Raw genomic sequence first — 14316 nt, 5'->3', positions numbered from 1 at the left:
GACCGCATGGCGGGGGCGTTACGGCCCGCCGGGCTCGACGCCACCGCGACGATGATGGGGGTCGGCCTGCTGTCGGGCTGGGTCACCACTTTCGCCGCCCAGGAAGCCGCGGGATTCTCCGCCGCGAGCACGGGAAGCGCCGCCGATATCAGGGCGATGGCGGAATACGGTGACTTCCCCCATCTCACAGCCCTTTTGACCGACGCCACCGATGCCAACGCGGAAGCGATCGACAACGACTCGGTGTTCCTGGCCGGAATCGACGCGCTGCTGTTCGGCATCGTGCCCGACGACAGACGTTCCGGCCGCATGTGAAGTACGGCGGCGATCGGTCCGCGGCTACGGCTCGCCCGCCCCCGCGCCCCGCTCTAGGCTGCTCGTGTGCAAGCGCTGTCTGATCAGGGGTGGTACAACCTTCTCGCCGGTCTCGCGATTCTGGTCGGCTTGGTCGGGATCGTCGTGCCGATCCTGCCCGGCGTCATCCTGATCTTCGCGGCCATCGCCGTCTGGGCCTTCCTCACCGGGGGCGCCACGGCCTGGACGGTTTTCGCGATCAGCACGGTGCTGCTCGTGCTGTCCGGCGTCGTCAAATACACCTGGCCGGGGCGCAGGATGAAAGACGCGGGAGTGTCCAACCGCGCGGTGCTGCTCGGCGCGATACTCGGCGTCGTCGGCTTCTTCGTGATCCCGGTGGTCGGCCTTTTCGTGGGTTTCGTTCTGGGCGTCTACCTTTGGGAACTCCAGCGGCTGCGCGTCAACCGGCAGGCGTGGCAGGCGACGGTGCACGCGTTGAAGGGCGTCGGCCTGTCCATCCTGATCGAGCTCTTCGGCGCGCTGCTGGCCACCGGTGTCTGGCTCGCCGGTGTCTTCGCCGTCTGAGCGCTAGCGATCGATGGCGGGAAACGGGATCGTATCGCCCGCACGGCTTTCCGGGAGTTCGTCGCGGCGCAGCCGAAGGGTCGGCGGTTCCGGCCGGTACAGCGGCAGCGTGGGGGCCGGGTCGTCGCTGACGACGCGCTCACGGGTCGGGAGCCGATAGAACGCGCGGGCGTTGTCCTCCAGCACCGCGTACATGTCGGTGCCCACTACGTCGCAGAGCAGATCCACGTCCGAGTCCCGGAACGGGCGTCCGGCTCGGGTACCGGGCAGATCGGTGCCGAACATGAGGGCTTCCGGATTCACCGCGTGCACGCGGCGCAGCGTGTCGGCGACGTTCATCGCGACCCGGCCGAAACCGGTCGCCTTGACCTTGGCTCCGCGATCGACCAGGTCCAGCAGGAAGGGCAGCCCTTCGGCGGACATGCCCAGATGGTCGACCGACAGCGCGGGCAGTTTGGAGATGACCGGTTGCAGCGAGGCCAGCATCGTGCCGTCGATGTAGACCTCGACGTGCCAGCCCGCCAGCTCGTACGCGCGCAGTGCCTGCAACGTCATCCCGGTGATGTCGGTGGCCGCGCGCTTGAGGTTGAAACGCAGTGCGCGCACGCCGATCCGGTCCAGTTCGAGGATCTCCTCGTCGGTGGCGTCCAAGTCGAGCCGGGTGACGCCGACCCAGCCCTCGCCGAGTTCGGCGAGGGCGGCCTTCAGGTAGGTCTGGTCCGTGCCCTGGAACGACCCGCTGACCACGGCGCCGCCGCTGATGTCGTATCGCGCCATGCGCTTGCGGTAATCGGCGATGGTGAACGGGTCGGGCAGGTAGCCCTCGTTCTCGGCCAGCGGAAACCGCGGGTCGAAAATGTGCAGGTGGGCATCGAACACTTGTACAGAATGCCTCAGGGTCGGATTTTCCGCTGCCGCAGCTGGGATGTCGCGATGGCGGCGGAGGCGGTCACTGTGGTGATCAGACCTTGTGCGGTTCGCTGGCGCGCAGCATGTCCTCGCGCTCGACGACCTTGACGCGCTCGCGGCCCTCGGGTTCGCCGAGGGAGCGTTCGTGCGCGTCGAGGCGGTACCAACCGGCCCAGGTGGTGAACGGGATGCCCTTGCCTTCGAGGAACTCGATGACGGCCTCCGGCTCGGGCCGCTCGGCCGGGGTGAAGCGGGGCGCGTCGTCCAGCAGGCAGGCGATGGTCTCGTTGGCGTCGCCCTTGGTGTGGCCGATCAGACCGACCGGGCCGCGCTTGATCCAGCCGGTGACGTAGGTGGCGGGCATGTAGCGCGCGGCGCCGTCGGCGTTCTCGTCGACGAGCACGCGGCCCGCTTCGTTCGGCACGGTGCCGGCCTGGTCGTCGAACGGCAGGTTGGTCAGGTTCTGCGACAGGTAGCCGACGGCGCGGTACACCGCCTGCACGTCCCAGTCCTTGAACACGCCGGTGCCCTTGACGTTGCCGGTGCCGTCGAGCTGGGTGCGCTCGGTGCGCAGGCCGACGACCTTGCCGTTCTCGCCGAGCACTTCGGCGGGGGATTCGAAGAAGTGCAGGAACAGCTTGTGCGGCCGGTCGCCCGCGTCGCGGATGGCCCACTGCTCGAGCGTGTTGGCCACCATGTCGACCTGCTTGGAGTGCCGCCGCGCGGCTTCGGAGCCTTCGTCGTAGTCGATGTCCTCGGGGTCGACGATGACCTCGATGGTGGGCGAGTGGTCGAGTTCGCGCAGTTCCAGCGGCGTGAACTTGGCCTGCGCGGGACCGCGGCGGCCGAAGACGTGCACCTCGACGGCCTTGTTGGCCTTCAGGCCCTTGTAGACGTTCGGCGGGATCTCCGTCGGCAGCAGCTCGTCGCCGGTCTTGGCCAGCACGCGGGCGACATCGAGGGCGACGTTGCCGACGCCGAGGACGGCGACCTTCTCCGCGTCCAGCGGCCAGGTGCGTGGAACGTCGGGGTGGCCGTCGTACCAGGAGACGAAGTCGGCGGCGCCGTAGGAGCCGTCGAGGTCGATGCCGGGGATGGGCAGCGCGCGGTCGGCGTTGGCGCCGGTGGAGAAGATCACCGCGTCGTAGAAGGCGCGCAGATCGTCGAGGGTGATGTCGGTGCCGTAGTCGATGTTGCCGAGCAGGCGCACCTGCGGCTTGTCGAGGACCTTGTGCAGGGCGGTGATGATGCCCTTGATCCGGGGATGATCGGGCGCGACGCCGTAGCGGATCAGGCCGAACGGCGCGGGCATGCGCTCGTAGAGGTCGATCGACACCTCGGCATCGGACTTCATCAATGCGTCGGCGGCGTAGATCCCGGCCGGTCCGGCGCCCACGATCGCGATGCGGAGCGGGCGGGTCGCTGCACTCTGTTCGGTCATCTCTTTACGCGCACCTTTATGGTCGAAACAATTAATGACGTCTGGGCTTAGCTTAGGCTAAGTTGACGCACCGGCTCGGCCGCACCCTTCCGGTGCGGACGCCGGCGTTGCCGGCTCGTGGCTGCACGGTGCTCCGTTCGCCGCGGCGTAGAGCTGCCGGTTCGCTATGACAGCAGGCCGCCGTCCCGCGATTCTATCGGGATGGCTGACGCCCTCCCACGTCGGTGCGTGCACTCGGCGGATGCCGTGGACGGCCACCATCGTCGCTTACCCGCTCGCGCGCGCTCTATCGCGGCTGCGCGCTCCGAGGTCGCGCGGCGACGGTCCGCAGCCGGGGGCCGAGCGCTCGATACCGGCGCCGACCAGGGATCATCGAGCCATGACCGAACAGCAGCCTGCCGCGGGTGAGGACGAGATCATCCGGGTCGATCAGACCGACAAACGTTCGGCGGTCCCGTTCGTCGCGGCCGCGGTGGTCGCGGTGATCGTGCTGATCGCGATCGTGCTCGGCGGTGTGTTGTCGCCCGCTGAGAAAAATGTCACAGACGCCGACCGCATCACGGCGGCCGTCCGCAACTTCGTCGACGGCTCCAACCGCAGTGACGCCGTGCCGCCGCCCGGCACCGCGTGCCAGGGCTTCGACGCGAGCCGCTCACCGCTGGCGGGCCAGGACGGCGCCGGAAAGCCCGTCGAAATCACGAAAATCGACCCGCCCATGGTCGACGGCGACCGGGGCAAGGCGACCGTCACCACGAAGGTGGACGGGCAGGAGAAGACGACGACCTGGAATCTCACCAGGTCCGGCGACAAGTGGCTGGTCTGCACCTGAGCGTTCGCGCAGGGTGCGCCACCGTTTGACACGGTGACCCGGGTCGGTGCAATCTCAGTCGAAGGTCATGAGAACCAGTGTCAAGCCCCGGCATTGCTGGTCGGCAACCCTCCTCCGCGGTGGGGTGCTCCGGGTGACGACCTGGCGGCGCCTCGGTCCCGGGCGCGGCAAGTGCGGATTCGCAGGAGGTGCACATGAGTTATGCCGGTGACATCACCCCGCAGCAGGCTTGGGAGCTGCTGCGGGACAATCCCGAAGCCGTCCTCGTGGACGTGCGGACGGAAGCGGAATGGAAGTTCGTCGGCGTTCCCGACACGAGCTCGATCGAACGGCCGACCGTGCTGATCGAATGGGTCGACAGCACGGGCGCGCGCAACGGGAGGTTCGTGGAGCAGTTGAAGCAGGCGCTCGACGGCCACGACCCGGAGGCGCCCGTCGTCTTCCTCTGTCGCTCGGGTCAGCGTTCGGTGGGCGCGGCGATCGCCGCCACCTCGGCGGGCTACCGCACCTCCTTCAACGTGCTCGAGGGCTTCGAAGGCCCGCTCGACGAGTTCGGGCATCGCGGCGGCTCCGGCTGGCGTGCCCTCGGACTGCCCTGGCGGCAGTCGTGATCACCGGCGGCGCGTTCGACAAGCCGCTGCCCGACGGCGTCGGCCCCGCGACGCTCGGCGTGCGCGGCGGGCTGCGGCGTTCCGGTTTCGAGGAGACCGCGGAGGCGCTCTACCTCACCTCCGGCTTCGTCTACGAGAGCGCCGAAGCCGCCGAGGCCGCGTTCACCGGGGAGGTCGAACACTTCGTCTACTCCCGCTACGGCAACCCGACGGTGGCCATGTTCGAGGAGCGGATGCGGCTGCTCGACGGCGCCGAAGCGTGCTTCGCGACCGCGAGTGGCATGGCCGCGGTGTTCACTGCGCTCGGCGCCCTGCTCGGCGCGGGCGACCGGCTGGTCGCGGCGCGCAGCCTGTTCGGCTCGTGCTTCGTGGTGTGCAACGAGATCCTGCCGCGCTGGGGCGTGGAGACCGTCTTCGTCGACGGCGAGGATCTCGACCAATGGGAAGAGGCGCTGTCGGTGCCAACCCAGGCGGTCTTCTTCGAGACCCCGGCCAATCCGATGCAGACGTTGGTCGATGTCCGGCGGGTGAGCGAGCTGGCGCACGCGGCGGGCGCCAAAGTCGTCCTGGACAACGTGTTCGCCACCCCGCTGCTGCAACGCGGCTTCGAGCTCGGCGCCGACGTGGTGGTCTATTCGGGCACCAAGCACATCGATGGCCAGGGCCGGGTGCTCGGCGGCGCCATCCTCGGCCCTCAGGACTACATCGACGGCCCGGTGAAAACGCTGATGCGCCATACCGGTCCGGCGCTGAGCCCGTTCAACGCGTGGACCCTGCTCAAGGGCTTGGAGACGATGCCGCTGCGGGTACGCCATTCGGCGGAGTCCGCCCTGCGCATCGCCCGCTTCCTGGAGGGCAACCAGGCCGTCAGCTGGGTGCGATACCCGTTCCTGGAATCGCATCCGCAGTACGCGCTGGCCACCAGTCAGATGAGCGGCGGCGGCACCGTGGTCACCTTCGAGCTGAACGCGCCCGAGAACGAGGCGAAGAAGCGTGCGTTCGAAGTCCTCAACCGGTTGCGCATCGTCGACATCTCCAACAACCTGGGTGACGCCAAGAGCCTGATCACCCATCCGGCCACCACGACGCACCGGGCCATGGGCCCCGAAGGCCGGGCCACGATCGGCCTGTCCGACGGCGTCGTGCGCATCTCGGTGGGCCTGGAAGACGTGGAAGACCTGCTCGGCGACCTCGAGCAAGCCCTCGCCTGAGCGCGAACCGATCAGCGGATCGGCACGGTGACGCCGGGTGACGACGGCGCGCCGTGCAGCACCAAGTGGGTCGGGACCTCGTCCTTCTTGTCGTTCTTCTTGCCGTTCTTGTTCTTGCCGGGCAGGTCGAAGGCCAGCCGGATCGTGCTGACGCGTCCGGGAGCGACGCGCGCGAAGTCGTCGCCGGGCGGGTTCAGTTGGGCGGTGCCCGCCGCGTCGGGCGGCAGCGAGTGGCCGCCGGTGGTGACCAGCCGTTGGTCGGCGACGGCGAGGGTCTGTTCGCGGTCGGACACGTTGGTGACGGTCAGCGTCACGATCGTGCGGGCGCCACTGGCGGCTGCCGCGTCGGAAACCACGTCGGTCACGGTGAATGCGAAGTTTCCGTCGCGCACGGCGGGAACGGAACTGGCGGGTTGCCCGCCGGCCGGTGGCAGCGATTCGCTCGATGGTGCGGCCGCACTGGTCGTCGTCGTTCCCGCGACGGGCGCGGACCCGATGTCGATGCCGCTGATCACCAGCCACAGCGCCGCCGCGGCCACCAGCGCCGCCGCCGCTGCGGTCAGCCACCGCAGCTTCGGCCGAGGACCGTGCTGCCCGGGCGGGGCGGGTGGCCGGACCTCGAGCGGTGGTTGCGCCGGGGTGGCGGCGGTCATGATCCGGGTCGGCGTGCGGCCGGCAGGCGCCGCGGAACGGACCGACGGGCTCGGTCGTGCGGGCGTGGAACGGACCGACGGGCTCGGTCGTGCGGGCGTGGAACGGTTCAGGGCTGCTGCCGCCGCCGCGGCGAATTCCCCCGCGCTGTCGTAGCGTGCGTCCGGCGCTTTGGCCATTCCCCTGGCGATGACGTCGTCGAGAGCGGCTGGGACGCCGCGGGCGGCCCGCGATGCGCGGGGCGGTTCGCTCATCAGGTGCGCGCGCATCTGCTGGGCCGGATCGCCCGTACCGTAGGGCGGTTGTCCGGTGAGGGTTTCGTAGAGCACGCAGGCCAGCGAATAGACATCGGACCTGGCGTCCACCGTTCCGGTGAAGCGCTCCGGCGCCATGTAGCCCAGGGTGCCCACCACCAGCCCGGTGGCGGTGAGCGCGGTTCCGTCGGCCGCACGAGCGATACCGAAGTCGATCAGATACACGAAACCGCTGGTGTGCAGGAGGATATTGCCCGGCTTCACATCGCGGTGCACGAGTCCGGCCGCGTGCGCGGCATCCAGCGCCTCGGCGGCCTGGGCGATGACGTCGACGGCCCGAGCCGGCGGCAGTGCGCCCGTTCGCAGTCGGGTGCCCAGGTCGACGCCCTCGATGTAGGCCATCTCCAAGAACAGGTGGCCGTCGACCTCGCCGAAGGCGTGGATGGGCACGATGTGGGGGTTGCGCGCCCGAGCCCCGAGCCGCGCCTCCCGCTCGAAGCGCTGCCGATAGATCGAATCGGCGGTGTATGCCGCGGACAGCACTTTGAGCGCCACGGCGCGGCCGTCATGGTCGTGTGCCAACCACACCTCACCCATGCCGCCGCGACCGAGCAGGCGTTCGAGGAAGTAGTTCCCGAACGTGCCACCGGGACTCTGCGCAGACATATCTCGACCGTATCGCCGGGTTTCGTGGCGGGCACGGCCGGGAGCGTGTCGCCTCGCGTGCTCCGACGCGGAGCAGACTTCGTCAGGAATCGGTGGCGCGTTCGATGTCGGCGAGATGGGCGATGTTCGCCCGGTCGTCCGGGGCGGAACTCGGTTCGGTGGTGAACCAGGCGTCGAGGATCTCCCGGAGTTCGGCGCTGGAGGTCGAACGCAGACTCAAGGCAAGGACATTGGCGTCGTTCCAGGTGCGGGCGCCCGCCGCGGTCGAGGCGTCCGCGCACAGCGCGGCGCGCACGCCTGCGACCTTGTTGGCCGCGATGGACGCGCCGGTGCCGGTCCAGCAGCAGACGACGGCTTGGTCGGCGTGACCGGAGGCGACGTCGCGGGCGGCCGCTTCGCTGGCCCAGGCCCAGTCGTCGCGTTCCTCATCGGACAGTGCGCCGTGCGGCACGATCTCGTGGCCGCGCTCGACCAGCTCGTCGACCAGTTCCGCGGCCACACCCACCCGCTCGTCCGCCGCCACCGAAATTCGCATGGGTCCAGCGTAGTTGCCGTTTCGCGGGCAGGTCCGCCGATCGACTGATTGACAGTATCCTGTCAATCATGACAGGATACTGTCATGATGAAAACAGTGCACATGGCCGTTTACGACACGCTCGCCGACTGGGAGGTGGGCGCGGCGACCGCGCACATCAACAAGCCGAGTTGGCATCGGGAGCCGGGAACGTGGCAGGTGCGGACGGTCGGCCGGACCGAGGAGCCGGTCGTCACGCTGGGCGGTATGCGGATCGTGCCGGACGTCGTGCTCGCCGATCTGACCCCTGCGGACAGCGCGATGCTGATCCTGCCGGGCGCGGAGACCTGGGAGGGGCCGCAATTGGATCCGTTCGCGCACAAGGCGCGCGAGTTCGTGGACGCCGGTGTTCCGGTCGCCGCGATCTGCGGCGCGACGTTCGGCTTGGCCAAGGCGGGACTGCTCGATACTCGCGCGCACACCAGCAATGTCGCGGAATACCTTCGCTACAGCGGGTATTCGGGCGCGGACCACTACGTCGACGAACCGGCCGTCACCGACGGTGACGTGATCACCGCCGGTGCGAGCGCGCCGTTCGAATTCGCCCGCGAGGTGCTCGGCAGGCTGGGCGTGTACGAGCCGCATGTGCTGGACGGTTGGTACCGGTTGTTCGCGCACTCGGATCCGGCCGGATGGGCGGTGCTCGCGGAATACGACGCGCAGCACGTGTGAGCGAGAATCGTTCGGGGTCCGGACGGGCGGATCGCCGACGGGCCTCGGGAGATGAAGCATGAACGCTGAGCAGGAGCTGTTCGCCGCGGCGGCGATCACGTCGTTCCGCCTGAACGGCCAATTCCTCGCGATTGCCGAGGAAATGGCGCGACCTGCGGGTATCACCGCCGCTTGGTGGCAGGTGCTCGGCGCGATCTTGCGAGCGCCGTTGCCCGTAGCGGGGATCGCCCGCGAAATGGGCATCACCCGCCAGAGCGTGCAGCGCATCGCGGATCTTCTGGTGGACAAGGGACTTGCCGAATACCGTCCCAATCCCGCGCACCGCCGCGCGAAACTCGTCGCGATCACCGACGCGGGGCTGGCCGCGGTTCGTCGGATCGACCCGCAGCACGCGGTGATGGCGCGGCGGTTCGCCGAAGAACTCGGCCGCGAGCAGCTCGCCCTGACCGTCGAGGTGCTCACCAGGTTGTCCGCCGCGCTGGACGCGATCACCGCGGACGACTGAGACCGGAAGCGCGTTCGGGCGCAGGCGTTCGCCCGCTCCCGGGCAGATCGATCAGTCCGTGAACGGGGCTCCGGTCTTCCCGATCAGATCGGCGACGGAGTCCACCACCATCGTGGGGCGGTAGGGGTAGGCCTCGAAGGACGCGCGGGTGGAGATGCCCGAGGTGACCAGGATGGTGCGCATGCCTGCTTCCAGGCCGGAGATGACGTCGGTGTCCATCCGGTCGCCGATCATCACCGTCGACTGGGAATGGGCGCCGATGCGACGCAGCGCGGAGCGCATCATCAGCGGGTTCGGCTTGCCGACGTAGTACGGGTCGCGTCCGGTGGCGCGGGTGATCAGCGCGGCCACCGAGCCGGTGGCGGGCAGCGAGCCCTCGCGGGACGGACCGGTCGGGTCCGGGTTGGTCGCGATGAAGCGAGCGCCTCGCTCGACCAGCCGGATCGCGGTGGTGATCGCCTCGAAGGAGTACGTGCGGGTCTCGCCGAGGACGACGTAGTCCGGGTCGCTGTCGGTCAGCACATAGCCGATCTCGTGCAATGCGGTGGTGAGGCCGGATTCGCCCACCACGTACGCGGTGCCGTTGGGACGCTGTTCGTTCAGGAAAGTAGCGGTGGCCAGCGCGGAGGTCCAGATCGCCTCTTCCGGGATGTCGAGCCCGGTGTGCCGCAGCCGCGCCTGCAGATCGCGCGGCGTGCGGATCGAATTGTTCGTCAGGACCAGGAAGGGCGTGTCGTTGGCGCGCAGTTCGGCGAGGAACTTGTCGGCGCCCGGGATGAGGTGGTCCTCGTGCACCAGCACGCCGTCCATATCGGTCAGGTAGGACAGGATCGGCTCGTCGTCTGCGGTCACGCGGCCATTATGCGTTATCACCCCGCAACGGCCACCGCGGAAACATTTCGCCCCCGGCGGGACGTTCTCCGCCGTGAAGATCATCCGCGTCAGGCCGCCGGCGCGGAGGGCGGCAGTGTTGACTACTGTCGATGACGGATCGCGATGGCGGCGAAACGAAACGCGAGGAGCGTGGCAGATGAGCGGACTCAAGCTCGGATACAAAGCGTCGGCGGAGCAGTTCGGTCCCCGTGAACTCGTCGAGATCGCGGTGCTGGCCGAGCAACACGGCATGGACAGCGCCACCGTGAGCGACCATTTCCAGCCCTGGCGGCACAAGGGCGGACACGCGCCCTTCTCGCTGGCCTGGCTGGCCGCGGTCGGCGAGCGCACCCAGCGCATCCAGCTCGGCACGTCGGTGCTCACTCCGACGTTCCGCTACAACCCCGCGGTGATAGCGCAGGCGTTCGCCACCATGAGTTGCCTGTACCCGGATCGCGTCATGCTCGGCGTCGGCACCGGTGAGGCGCTCAACGAGATCGCCACCGGGTACACCGGCGAATGGCCCGAATTCAAGGAGCGTTTCGCGCGCCTGCGCGAGGCGGTCGACCTGATGCGCGCCCTGTGGACCGGTGACCGCGTCGACTTCGACGGCGAGTACTACAAGACCGTCGGCGCCTCCATCTACGACGTGCCCAAGGGCGGCGTCCCGATCTACGTCGCAGCGGGCGGACCGCTGGTCGCGCGGTATGCCGGACGCGCGGGCGACGGCTTCATCTGTACCTCGGGCAAGGGTATGGACCTCTACACCGAGAAATTGATGCCCGCGGTCGCCGAGGGCGCGGCGAAGGCCGGGCGCAGCGTCGACGACATCGACCGGATGATCGAGATCAAGCTCTCCTACGACACCGACCCGGAGCTGGCCAGGGAGAACACCCGGTTCTGGGCTCCGCTGTCGCTCACCGCGGAGCAGAAGCACAGCATCACCGACCCGATCGAGATGGAGGCCGCTGCCGACGCGCTGCCCATCGAACAGATCGCCAAGCGCTGGATCGTCGCCGACGACCCCGACCAGGCGGTGGAGCAGATCAAGCCCTACCTCGACGCGGGCCTCAACCACCTGGTCTTCCACGCCCCCGGCCACGACCAGCGCCGCTTCCTCGACCTCTTCCAACGCGACCTGGCCCCCCGCCTCCGCGCGCTGGCCTGACATCCGCGAGCGGCACACCACGGAGAGGTCTTCTCGGCCGATGCCGCAGTGGTGTGCCGCTCGCGAGTCATGCCCGGCGGAGGGCGAAGATGCGGAGGTCGCGGGTGGTGCGGGAGCGGTAGGCGGCGTAGGCGCCGGTGATGTCGACGAAGCGTTGGAAGATGGCGTCTTTGTCGGGGTCCGCTACGGGGGTGGCGGTTACCTGGATACGCTCGCCTGCGATCGCCACCGTCGCGGTGGGGTTCGCCAGGAGGTTCGCGGTCCAGGCGGGGTGGTGCGCCTGGCCGAAGTTGCTGCCGATCACGTAGAGCGTGTCGCCGTCGTGCACGTACAGCAGCGGCTGGGTGCGCGGTCGGCCGGACTTGCGTCCGACGGTGGTGAGCAGGATGACCGGCGCGCCGATCGGGCCGAGCACGGTGTACTTGGCGTGGGTGCGCTCCAGGACCGCCCGATCCAGTGGGGTGAGGGCCCGCACGAGTCGGGAGCCGGGCTTGGTGGCAGCGAATCTGCTTGCCGCTCGGGCGAATAGATTGGTCCGCGAACCCCACTGCCGGTCCGGAAATTGCTCAGCCATGCCCGGACTATAGCGGCGCTGTGAACGAGGCACGGGGGCTTCGCGACCGAATGCGTCAGCCCGCCGACCTCGCCGATGCCACGGCGGTGGTGCCCGCTACAGCCGGGGTGTTGACGTCTGCGATCGCATGAACGCCGCCGCCGCCACCGCCATGGGGCATGGACGGCAGTGGCGCGCGATTGCGGCGGGTCGAGCGGCCGGTGTGGGTTACGGGACTGCCGCGCAACATGGGACTTCGGTGACTCACCGTGAATCGCGAGGGACATGCGCCCGCTCAGCGGCGAGGAGCAGTGCGTCGGATCCGCCTCGGGTGACGATCGTCGCGCGGCGGGATCCGGTTGCCGCTGGTTCACTAAGCTCTCGGACATGGCCGACAACGCTCCATCCGCCGTGTACATCGCCTCGCCCGAAGGCGACACCGGCAAGTCGACGGTGGCCCTCGGGGTACTGCAGACGCTGTGCGCGACCACCGCGCGGGTCGGGGTGTTCCGGCCGATCACCCGCTCGACCACCGAGCCCGACTACATCCTCGAACTGCTGCTCGAGCACAGCACGGCGGACATCGACTACGCGCAGGCGATCGGCACCACCTACGAGCAGGTGCACGCCGACCCGGACGCGGCGATCAGCGAGATCGTCCTGCGCTTCCACGAGGTCGCCAAGCTGTGCGACGCGGTGGTCGTGGTCGGCAGCGACTACACCGACGTGGCCAGCCCCAGCGAACTGCGCTTCAACGCCAGGATCGCGGTCAATCTGGGCGCACCCGTGTTACTGGTGGTGCGCGGTGCGGGGCGCACACCGGACGAGGTGAAGCAGCTGGCCGAACTGTGCGCGGCCGAGCTGGCCCACGAGCACGCGCAGTTGGTCGCGATCATCGCCAACCGCTGCGACCCGGAGCGCCTGGACGAGGTCGTCGCGGCGCTGCGCGGCTTCGACGTCCCCTCCTGGACGTTGCCCGAGGTGCCGCTGCTGATCGCCCCCACCATGGCCGAGCTGTGCGCCGCCATCGACGGCGAGATGTACAGCGGCGATCCGGAATTGCTGCACCGCGAGGCGCTGAAGGTCATGGTCGGCGGTATGACGGCGGAGCACATCCTGGAACGGCTGTCCGAGGGCGTGGTGGTGATCGCGCCGGGCGATCGGTCCGACGTGCTGCTCAGTGTCGTGAACGCGCACGAGGCGGAAGGCTTTCCGTCGCTGTCGGGGATCATCATGAACGGCGGCCTGCTGCCGCATCCCGCGGTGGCGCGGCTCATGACCGGCCTGAAGCCCAAGCTGCCGATCCTCACCACCGAGCTCGGCACCTACGACACCGCGGGCGCCGCCTACCGCACCCGCGGTCGCATGTCCGCGGGCAACCCGCGGAAGGTGAACACCGCTCTGGCGCTGATGGAGGAACACGTGGACGCCGTGGAACTGTTGCGGCGCATCGATGTTCCGCATAGTCCGGTGGTCACGCCCCAGATGTTCGAATACCAGCTCATCGAACGCGCGCGCGCCGATCGCAAGCGCATCGTGCTGCCGGAAGGCGACGACGACCGTATCCTGCGCGCGGCGGGACGGGTGCTACAGCGCAAGATCGCCGATCTCGTCATCCTCGGCGACGAGACGTCGGTGCGCGCCCGTGCCGCCGAACTCGGGGTGGACATCTCCGCCGCGCAGGTGCTCGACCCACGCAGCTCCGGCTACCTGGACGAGTTCGCCGCCGAATACGCCGAACTGCGCAAACACAAGGGCATGACGCTGGATCGGGCCCGCGAAACCGTCGCCGACATCTCCTATTTCGGCACCATGATGGTGTACAAGGGGATCGCCGACGGCATGGTCTCCGGCGCGGCGCACACCACGGCGCACACCATCCGCCCGTCGCTGGAGATCATCAAGACGGTGGAGGGCGTCTCCACCGTCTCCAGCGTGTTCCTGATGTGCCTGGCCGATCGGGTGCTCGCGTACGGCGACTGCGCGGTCGTGCCGGATCCGACGGCTCAGCAGCTGGCCGATATCGCGATCTCGTCCGCGGCGACCGCCGAACGCTTCGGCATCGAGCCACGTGTCGCGATGCTGTCGTATTCCACCGGCGAATCGGGTAGCGGGGCGGATGTGGACAAGGTGCGCGTCGCGACCAAGCTGGCGCGGGAGCGCGCACCGAAGCTGCCGGTGGAGGGGCCGATCCAATACGACGCCGCGATCGAACCGACCGTCGCCGACGCCAAGCTGCCCGATTCGGAAGTGGCCGGGCGCGCGACGGTGTTCGTGTTTCCCGACCTCAATACCGGCAACAACACCTACAAGGCGGTGCAGCGCAGCGCGGGCGCGATCGCGATCGGGCCGGTGCTGCAAGGTCTGCGCAAGCCGGTCAACGACCTGTCCCGCGGCGCGCTGGTGGCCGACATCGTCAACACGGTGGCGATCACCGCCATCCAGGCGCAGGACAACTGATGCGCCCGGTCGCCGCCGCGACGCGGGCGCGTCGCGGAACAAGCGCGTCGTGATCGTGGT

At 68.9% G+C, this 14316-nt stretch carries 15 protein-coding genes and 1 riboswitch; of the genes, 9 read left to right on the top strand and 6 right to left on the bottom strand.

The features are described 5' to 3' along the window. Together ON21_RS27955 and ON21_RS27950 are read left to right on the top strand one after the other, a co-directional pair. Positions 1-315, top strand: a 315-nt coding sequence (locus tag ON21_RS27955) for a TetR/AcrR family transcriptional regulator C-terminal domain-containing protein (RefSeq protein ID WP_039802686.1), incomplete at its 5' end; no start/stop codon positions are given. Between the two features lie 66 nt (positions 316-381). Next, the gene (locus tag ON21_RS27950) at positions 382-879 is read left to right on the top strand and encodes a DUF456 domain-containing protein (protein ID WP_245562762.1); all 498 of its coding nucleotides are present in this window, start codon (positions 382-384) and stop codon (positions 877-879) included. 3 nt (positions 880-882) lie between these two features. On the opposite strand, the gene ON21_RS27945 is transcribed toward ON21_RS27950, so the two are convergent. Both ON21_RS27945 and ON21_RS27940 read right to left on the bottom strand, forming a co-directional pair. Beyond that, on the bottom strand, positions 883-1758 hold the full coding sequence (locus ON21_RS27945) for an amidohydrolase family protein (protein WP_039802629.1): 876 nt from the start codon (positions 1756-1758) through the stop codon (positions 883-885). A gap of 82 nt (positions 1759-1840) precedes the next feature. Next, complete coding sequence (locus tag ON21_RS27940) at positions 1841-3229, bottom strand: FAD-dependent oxidoreductase (RefSeq protein WP_039802627.1); 1389 nt, start codon at positions 3227-3229, stop codon at positions 1841-1843. Positions 3230-3608: 379 nt separating this feature from the next. On the opposite strand from ON21_RS27940, the gene ON21_RS27935 reads away from it, so the two are divergent. The 3 genes from ON21_RS27935 to ON21_RS27925 all read left to right on the top strand — a co-directional run bounded on the left by ON21_RS27935 (position 3609) and on the right by ON21_RS27925 (position 5880). After that, positions 3609-4058: an Rv0361 family membrane protein gene (locus ON21_RS27935; RefSeq protein ID WP_039802682.1), complete on the top strand. Its 450-nt coding sequence runs from the start codon at positions 3609-3611 to the stop codon at positions 4056-4058. Positions 4059-4121: 63 nt separating this feature from the next. Beyond that, positions 4122-4238: riboswitch (SAM riboswitch) on the top strand. 14 nt (positions 4239-4252) lie between these two features. Further along, the gene (locus ON21_RS27930) at positions 4253-4669 is read left to right on the top strand and encodes a rhodanese-like domain-containing protein (protein WP_039802625.1); all 417 of its coding nucleotides are present in this window, start codon (positions 4253-4255) and stop codon (positions 4667-4669) included. Further along, the gene (locus tag ON21_RS27925) at positions 4666-5880 is read left to right on the top strand and encodes an O-succinylhomoserine sulfhydrylase (RefSeq protein WP_039802624.1); all 1215 of its coding nucleotides are present in this window, start codon (positions 4666-4668) and stop codon (positions 5878-5880) included. The genes ON21_RS27930 and ON21_RS27925 overlap by 4 nt, the downstream gene beginning before the upstream one ends. A gap of 11 nt (positions 5881-5891) precedes the next feature. Here ON21_RS27925 and ON21_RS27920 read toward each other — a convergent pair whose 3' ends face one another. Beyond that, complete coding sequence (locus ON21_RS27920; protein ID WP_051021412.1) at positions 5892-7451, bottom strand: serine/threonine-protein kinase; 1560 nt, start codon at positions 7449-7451, stop codon at positions 5892-5894. A gap of 82 nt (positions 7452-7533) precedes the next feature. Next, on the bottom strand, positions 7534-7986 hold the full coding sequence (locus ON21_RS27915; RefSeq protein WP_039802622.1) for an RpiB/LacA/LacB family sugar-phosphate isomerase: 453 nt from the start codon (positions 7984-7986) through the stop codon (positions 7534-7536). 87 nt (positions 7987-8073) lie between these two features. Here ON21_RS27915 and ON21_RS27910 point away from each other — a divergent pair, with 87 nt between their 5' ends. Together ON21_RS27910 and ON21_RS27905 are read left to right on the top strand one after the other, a co-directional pair. Next, positions 8074-8697 carry a type 1 glutamine amidotransferase family protein gene (locus ON21_RS27910; protein WP_039802679.1) on the top strand — a complete coding sequence of 208 codons (624 nt, stop codon included), beginning with the start codon at positions 8074-8076 and terminating at the stop codon, positions 8695-8697. Positions 8698-8755: 58 nt separating this feature from the next. Continuing rightward, positions 8756-9202 (top strand): MarR family winged helix-turn-helix transcriptional regulator, encoded by a 447-nt coding sequence (locus ON21_RS27905; RefSeq protein WP_039802620.1) that lies wholly within the window; start codon positions 8756-8758, stop codon positions 9200-9202. A 51-nt stretch (positions 9203-9253) separates the two neighbouring features. On the opposite strand, the gene ON21_RS27900 is transcribed toward ON21_RS27905, so the two are convergent. Continuing rightward, complete coding sequence (locus ON21_RS27900; RefSeq protein ID WP_174372213.1) at positions 9254-10012, bottom strand: HAD-IIA family hydrolase; 759 nt, start codon at positions 10010-10012, stop codon at positions 9254-9256. Between the two features lie 220 nt (positions 10013-10232). Between ON21_RS27900 and fgd the strand changes: the two genes are divergently transcribed. After that, complete coding sequence (fgd, locus tag ON21_RS27895) at positions 10233-11243, top strand: glucose-6-phosphate dehydrogenase (coenzyme-F420) (RefSeq protein WP_039802617.1); 1011 nt, start codon at positions 10233-10235, stop codon at positions 11241-11243. 67 nt (positions 11244-11310) lie between these two features. On the opposite strand, the gene ON21_RS27890 is transcribed toward fgd, so the two are convergent. Further along, complete coding sequence (locus ON21_RS27890) at positions 11311-11817, bottom strand: nitroreductase/quinone reductase family protein (protein ID WP_039802615.1); 507 nt, start codon at positions 11815-11817, stop codon at positions 11311-11313. A 366-nt stretch (positions 11818-12183) separates the two neighbouring features. Here ON21_RS27890 and pta point away from each other — a divergent pair, with 366 nt between their 5' ends. Then, complete coding sequence (gene pta, locus ON21_RS27885) at positions 12184-14256, top strand: phosphate acetyltransferase (RefSeq protein ID WP_039802675.1); 2073 nt, start codon at positions 12184-12186, stop codon at positions 14254-14256. Positions 14257-14316: the final 60 nt, after the last annotated feature.

It is taken from the genome of Nocardia araoensis NBRC 100135 (assembly GCF_000308435.1).
Taxonomy (GTDB): Bacteria; Actinomycetota; Actinomycetes; order Mycobacteriales; family Mycobacteriaceae; genus Nocardia; species Nocardia araoensis.
The sequence above is the reverse complement of the archived record's forward strand: the minus strand, read 5'-3'. Positions and strand labels throughout refer to the sequence as shown.